This is a genomic window from Blastomonas sp. (assembly GCF_041747255.1).
In the GTDB taxonomy this organism is placed as follows: domain Bacteria; phylum Pseudomonadota; class Alphaproteobacteria; order Sphingomonadales; family Sphingomonadaceae; genus Blastomonas.
Genome location: NZ_JBGTFM010000174.1, coordinates 1 through 2891 on the forward strand (window position 1 = coordinate 1; position 2891 = coordinate 2891).

5 protein-coding genes and 1 pseudogene are annotated in these 2891 nt (G+C 59.1%); 2 read left to right on the top strand and 4 right to left on the bottom strand.

Annotated elements, in window-relative coordinates; translation table 11 throughout:
• On the bottom strand, positions 1–1043 hold a 1043-nt coding region (locus ACEW8G_RS06240; RefSeq protein ID WP_373487577.1), incomplete at its 3' end, for an acetyl/propionyl/methylcrotonyl-CoA carboxylase subunit alpha.
• Positions 1044–1106: 63 nt separating this feature from the next.
• On the opposite strand from ACEW8G_RS06240, the gene ACEW8G_RS06245 reads away from it, so the two are divergent.
• Both ACEW8G_RS06245 and ACEW8G_RS06250 read left to right on the top strand, forming a co-directional pair.
• Complete coding sequence (locus ACEW8G_RS06245; RefSeq protein WP_373487578.1) at positions 1107–1385, top strand: type II toxin-antitoxin system RelE/ParE family toxin; 279 nt, start codon at positions 1107–1109, stop codon at positions 1383–1385.
• Positions 1386–1395: 10 nt separating this feature from the next.
• Entirely contained in the window at positions 1396–1686 is a 291-nt protein-coding gene (locus tag ACEW8G_RS06250) for a HigA family addiction module antitoxin (protein WP_373487579.1), read from the top strand.
• A gap of 121 nt (positions 1687–1807) precedes the next feature.
• Here the strand turns inward: ACEW8G_RS06250 and ACEW8G_RS06255 are convergent, their stop codons facing one another.
• The 3 genes and pseudogenes from ACEW8G_RS06255 to ACEW8G_RS06265 form a co-directional block, all read right to left on the bottom strand.
• The gene (locus tag ACEW8G_RS06255; protein ID WP_373487580.1) at positions 1808–2200 is read right to left on the bottom strand and encodes a type II toxin-antitoxin system VapC family toxin; all 393 of its coding nucleotides are present in this window, start codon (positions 2198–2200) and stop codon (positions 1808–1810) included.
• Positions 2197–2448 (bottom strand): type II toxin-antitoxin system VapB family antitoxin, encoded by a 252-nt coding sequence (locus ACEW8G_RS06260; protein WP_373487581.1) that lies wholly within the window; start codon positions 2446–2448, stop codon positions 2197–2199. The genes ACEW8G_RS06255 and ACEW8G_RS06260 overlap by 4 nt, the downstream gene beginning before the upstream one ends.
• 58 nt (positions 2449–2506) lie before the next feature.
• A pseudogene (locus ACEW8G_RS06265) lies at positions 2507–2891 on the bottom strand (biotin synthase); the annotation flags it as partial.

The following is a 2891-nucleotide window of genomic DNA, read 5'->3' on the forward strand; positions in this document are numbered from 1 at the left end:
TCTTCGGCATAAACGCGGTTTTCGACCGCCCAGCCGGTGAGCTTGAAGTCATCCTGCGTGAAACCCAGCGGCTCGCCATTGGCGACGCGGATCATCTGCTCGACCAGATCGAGGCCGGTGACCAGTTCAGTCACGGGGTGCTCGACCTGCAGCCGGGTGTTCATTTCGAGGAAGTAAAAGCCCTCGCCGGTCTTGTCCGCGCCCGAGACGATCAGCTCAACCGTGCCCGCGCTGTAATAGCCCACCGCGCGCGCCAGGGCGACCGCCTGCTCGCCCATTTTCCTGCGCATCTCGGGCGTGACAAATGGCGAGGGCGCTTCTTCGACCACCTTCTGGTGGCGCCGCTGGATCGAGCATTCGCGCTCGCCCAGATACACGATATTGCCGTGCTGATCGCCCAGCACCTGGATCTCGATGTGGCGCGGCTGCAGGATGAATTTCTCGATGAACACGCGGTCATCGCCAAAGCTCGCCAGCCCCTCACGCTTGGTCGCCTCAAAGCCCTCGCGCACGTCCTGTTCGTTAAACGCCAGCCGCATCCCCTTGCCGCCGCCGCCGGCCGAGGCCTTCATCATCACCGGATAGCCGATTTCCTCAGAGATGCGCACCGCGTGTTCAGTGTCGTCAATCTCGCCGACAAAACCCGGCACGACGTTGACGCCTGCTTTCAGCGCCAGCTTCTTGGACTCGATCTTGTCGCCCATCGCGGCAATGGCGTTTGGCGGGGGGCCGATGAATGTAATGCCAGCGTCCTTCAATGCCTCGGCAAAGCTGGTGCGCTCAGACAGGAAGCCATAGCCAGGATGCACCGCATCCGCGCCGGTTTGCTTGCACGCCGCGATGATCTTGTCCGCCAGCAGATAGGACTGCGCGGCAGGCGACGGGCCGATGTGCACCGCTTCGTCCGCCATCTCGACATGCGGGGAACGCGCATCGGCATCGGAGTAAACCGCAACGGTCTTGATGCCCATTTTACGCGCGGTGCGGATAACCCGGCAGGCAATCTCGCCCCGGTTGGCGATCAGGATTTTGGTGATTGGCATATCATGGCCTCGGCTGAATGTGACATGGTTGACGTGTCATGCGTGGTGTGAGAAATTCATTGGGTGATCGTCAGCTTCGCCAACCGCACCACGGAACGATTTGCCGAGACCGGCAAGTCGAAGTTCAGCGGACTGGATGTTGCCAAGGCGATGGCGAGATTGAAGCTTTTGCATGCCGCGACCGCACTGGACGATATTCCACCGTTGAAATCGGTTGGGCTGCACAGCCTGTCCGGTGACCGTAAGGGGCAGTGGGCGATGACGATCAACGGGCCGTGGCGATTGGTCTTTCGATTTCGAGAAGGCAATGCCGAAGACGTCGAGATCGTCGATTATCATTGAGGAGGTTTTTGTGACCCAGTTTGCATTCGAACAAATCCACCCTGGCACCGTGCTCAAGGAAGAACTTGAAGTACGCGGCCTTTCCGCCAATGCTTTCGCATTAAAGCTCCGTGTGCCACCCCAACGAATCCAGGATATCGTTGCAGGTAGGCGTGGCATCAGTCCGGACACCGCATTGCGGCTGGAGGCCAGCTTGGGAACGCCAGCCAGGCTTTGGATGGACATGCAGTCAGGATATGATTTGTATATCGCTGAGCAAAAGATCGGCGAAGCAGTTAAACGTGATGTCTTGGTGGCGTAAACTTTCAACAAAATTGCGTCACCGCGAACTTTTTTCAGGGTCCATTTCGCCCAACGCGGCTTCGGTTGCCGAAGCACGATGGATGCTGAAACAAGTTCAGCATGACGGGTTGCATCTGCGCTCACACCACCCTCGCCAAACCGGCATGGGCAAAATCCTCGCCCTTGTAGAGCAGCGCGTCGCCGCGCTCCGTCGCCAGCGCATAGGCGAAGCAATCGCCGAAATTAAGCTTGGCCGGATGGCCGCTGCCCTTGCCGAAATCGCGATAGGCCTGCCGCGCGATTTTCGCGTGTTCAGGGGTGACGGGGACGATTGCGATGCCCAGTTCAGCAATAACAGCATCTAGTTTGGCGCTGAGAGCCGGATTGCGTTCACGGTCGATCACAATTCCTGCCTCCAGATAGTTCGCAGCCGACACCACAGGCGACCGGTCAGCCGCAATAGCCTTGCCGAAAGCCTCTCCCTCGGGTTCGCGCCACAGCATCGCAACCAATGCCGAACTGTCGACGATCATTTCGGCAAACCATATTCGTCATAAAGATAGTCGTCGATATCCAGCGCCAGCGTTTCGGGTGACATCAAAGCACGGGCGTCACGGCAAAGTTCCATAGCCTTTGCGAACCGAACCTCTTGCGAAATTTCACGCTCGCGCATGCGCAGTGCCTCGACCACTGCCTGCGTCAGACTAATCCCTTCGGCTTTAGCAATCTTGCTGGCGAGTTGGTAGGCCTCCTCGCTCTTGATGTTCATCTGCGCGCCCATGCGTTTCTACCTTTCTGTGATACTGTTATACCACTGGATGTGTTTGGCCGCAATGCATTCACTCCGCAGCCTCCATCGCCCCATGCGGCTGAGCGGCCATCGCCTTCATCCCCAGCTTGGCAAGCAGCGCGCTGTCCTTGTCGTCGCCTGCGTTGGGCGCGGTCAGCAGCTTGTCGCCGGTGAAGATGCTGTTCGCGCCTGCCATGAAGCACAGAGCCTGGCAGCTTTCCGACATGCTCTCGCGGCCTGCACTCAGCCGCACCATCGATAGCGGCATCGTGATCCGAGCAACCGCAACCGTTCGCACGAACTCGGTCTCGTCGATCTTCGCGAGCGGCGTATCGGCGAGCATATCGCCCAGAACGGTGCCCTTTACGGGGACAAGCGCGTTGATCGGCACGCTTTCAGGGTGCGGCATGGTGGCGAGCGCGTGGATGAAGCTA

What these genes read in the sequence shown, in the direction of transcription:
- ACEW8G_RS06255 (WP_373487580.1), bottom strand. Translation starts at nt 2,200, where the DNA reads ATGATCGTCGACAGTTCGGCATTGGTTGCGATGCTGTGGCGCGAACCC.
- ACEW8G_RS06260 (WP_373487581.1), bottom strand. Translation starts at nt 2,448, where the DNA reads ATGGGCGCGCAGATGAACATCAAGAGCGAGGAGGCCTACCAACTCGCC.